The 3,063-nt window shown below is 45.4% G+C and carries 2 tRNA genes and 1 rRNA gene; all 3 read right to left on the bottom strand.

Annotated features, from left to right (window positions below):
* Window positions 1-128 precede the first annotated feature (128 nt).
* Window positions 129-204, bottom strand: a tRNA-Ala gene (locus ACFIL8_RS06780).
* A gap of 254 nt (window positions 205-458) precedes the next feature.
* Window positions 459-535, bottom strand: a tRNA-Ile gene (locus ACFIL8_RS06785).
* A gap of 512 nt (window positions 536-1,047) precedes the next feature.
* A 16S ribosomal RNA gene (locus ACFIL8_RS06790) occupies window positions 1,048-2,535 on the bottom strand.
* Window positions 2,536-3,063 lie beyond the last annotated feature (528 nt).

Here is a 3,063-nt window from a genome sequence, read left to right on the forward strand (position 1 = left end):
ACCTCAGAAGGAACCTTAAAAAAGGAACATGTCTGAATATATCTTCTCTTCACAATTTCAATAGAACAAGCAAAAGATCACTGGACCTTTTACTAAACCGTGTTCTTACAACATGATGATGACCTAAATGGTGGAGCCGGACGGGATCGAACCGACGACCCCCTGCTTGCAAAGCAGGTGCTCTCCCAGCTGAGCTACGGCCCCTAAATAATGCTCTTTCAAATCAACCTTAACCAGATTTATCAACTTGCATTCCCTGTACTATTTTGATTTGCATCATTTAAATTTATCTGTACCACGAAAGGGGTTTTAAAAGCCTCTTTTGAAAGCTTAATAGGATAAATTTAACAAATAATCTTTGGATGATAAAATAAAATCTTTAAAAATAAACAAAGATTGAAGCGTTTTTAATACGCTGAAGCTTCATACTCTTGGATAAGCAAAAAACGAGCATAAATTGGTGGGCCTGGGAGGACTTGAACCTCCGACCTCACGCTTATCAAGCGCGCGCTCTAACCAACTGAGCTACAAGCCCTCCGGGATAAACCGGAAAACCTTCCCCGGTATCATCTTAAATCACTGGAAAAGCTTTTTAAGTAGCTTCCTTTTTAGTCATTTCCTTTTAAAGCCTTTTTTAAAACCCATAAGTTTTAATAAATCCATAGTTGTTAAAATCCATGGCACCTTGAAACACATGTTTTTCTTTGAAAAACGTGGAATGATTATGATGTGAGGCTTTATTTTAAGAGATCGCCAGAAGGCTTGGGATCATCATCTGAAGAAAGAGAAACGAAGACGGCACGTCTGCTTTTATATTGTCAACACATGAGCACTAAGCCCTCAAATATTTCTCTCAACAGAGGTAGGGGCCTCAAAGAGACGGGGGGGGGATCCTCTTTAGTTACAAAGAGGGGTCTCTTTTTGTGAGAGGGACTCATTGAGAGTTAGCGTCATATGCACAGTTTAAACTGACTAAGTTTAAACCTTGTGTCTAATCAGATCAAAAAGGGAGGGATTTTAAAAAACCCTATTCTTGATCATCCTTAGAAAGGAGGTGATCCAGCCACAGGTTCCCCTACGGCTACCTTGTTACGACTTCACCCCAGTCGCTGACCCTACCGTGGTTGCCTGCCTCCTTGCGGTTAGCACAGCACCTTCGGGTAAAACCAACTCCCATGGTGTGACGGGCGGTGTGTACAAGGCCCGGGAACGTATTCACCGTGGCATGCTGATCCACGATTACTAGCGATTCCAACTTCATGCACTCGAGTTGCAGAGTGCAATCCGAACTGAGATGGCTTTTGGAGATTAGCTCGACCTCGCGGTCTCGCTGCCCACTGTCACCACCATTGTAGCACGTGTGTAGCCCAGCCCGTAAGGGCCATGAGGACTTGACGTCATCCCCACCTTCCTCTCGGCTTATCACCGGCAGTCCCCTTAGAGTGCCCAACTAAATGCTGGCAACTAAGGGCGAGGGTTGCGCTCGTTGCGGGACTTAACCCAACATCTCACGACACGAGCTGACGACAGCCATGCAGCACCTGTCTCCGATCCAGCCTAACTGAAGGAGGGTGTCTCCACCTTCCGCGATCGGGATGTCAAGGGCTGGTAAGGTTCTGCGCGTTGCTTCGAATTAAACCACATGCTCCACCGCTTGTGCGGGCCCCCGTCAATTCCTTTGAGTTTTAATCTTGCGACCGTACTCCCCAGGCGGAATGTTTAATGCGTTAGCTGCGCCACCGAGCAGTAAACCGCCCGACGGCTAACATTCATCGTTTACGGCGTGGACTACCAGGGTATCTAATCCTGTTTGCTCCCCACGCTTTCGCACCTCAGCGTCAGTAATGGACCAGTGAGCCGCCTTCGCCACTGGTGTTCCTCCGAATATCTACGAATTTTACCTCTACACTCGGAATTCCACTCACCTCTTCCATACTCAAGATATCCAGTATCAAAGGCAGTTCCAGGGTTGAGCCCTGGGATTTCACCTCTGACTTAAATATCCGCCTACGTGCGCTTTACGCCCAGTAAATCCGAACAACGCTAGCCCCCTTCGTATTACCGCGGCTGCTGGCACGAAGTTAGCCGGGGCTTCTTCTCCGGTTACCGTCATTATCTTCACCGGTGAAAGAGCTTTACAACCCTAGGGCCTTCATCACTCACGCGGCATGGCTGGATCAGGGTTGCCCCCATTGTCCAATATTCCCCACTGCTGCCTCCCGTAGGAGTCTGGGCCGTGTCTCAGTCCCAGTGTGGCTGATCATCCTCTCAGACCAGCTATGGATCGTCGCCTTGGTGAGCCGTTACCTCACCAACTAGCTAATCCAACGCGGGCTCATCCATCTCCGATAAATCTTTCTCCCTTAGGACGTATACGGTATTAGCACAAATTTCTCTGTGTTATTCCGTAGAGATGGGTAGATTCCCACGCGTTACTCACCCGTTTGCCGCTCACTCTAAAAGAGTGCGCTCGACTTGCATGTGTTAAGCCTGCCGCCAGCGTTCGTTCTGAGCCAGGATCAAACTCTCATATTGAAAATTCGATTTGGCTATATTTGGTCTTTTGCTCCTTAAACCTTAAAGAGCACCAATTAAATGGTCACGCTTGAATCGACGAGAACATATTTTTACACACCTAATCTAACATTAATAACATTAGATCCGGTATTAACATCTTCTCTAAAAAAACGTGCCGCCATATTCTTTTCGAAATCTTAAAGCATTAAAACCCTAAGACTTCCGCAGACTATGCCGCCCACGTTTCTCTTTCTTCTTTCTTCTTTTGTCAAAGAACAAACGGTCAATAAACCGTTTCAAAAACCAAAATAATACCATACACTAAAAAGCGTAAAATAAAAACCTAAAAGGTAAAACACCGCGTATATGATAAGTCTTAGTCAATAAAACAAGAGCAAAACCAACCATCGCAAGCAGAAACCGCTCTCGTTACTCGTCGTATATAGTACTCTTTCAAGCAAAGAGTCAATATCATTTTTTATTTTTTTTTAAATAAAATAACCCAAACTTTACCAATAAAATATTGAACAAAAAATCCTATTTCAA

It is taken from the genome of Bartonella sp. AP57NXGY, assembly GCF_042195805.1.
Classification (GTDB): Bacteria; Pseudomonadota; Alphaproteobacteria; order Rhizobiales; family Rhizobiaceae; genus Bartonella.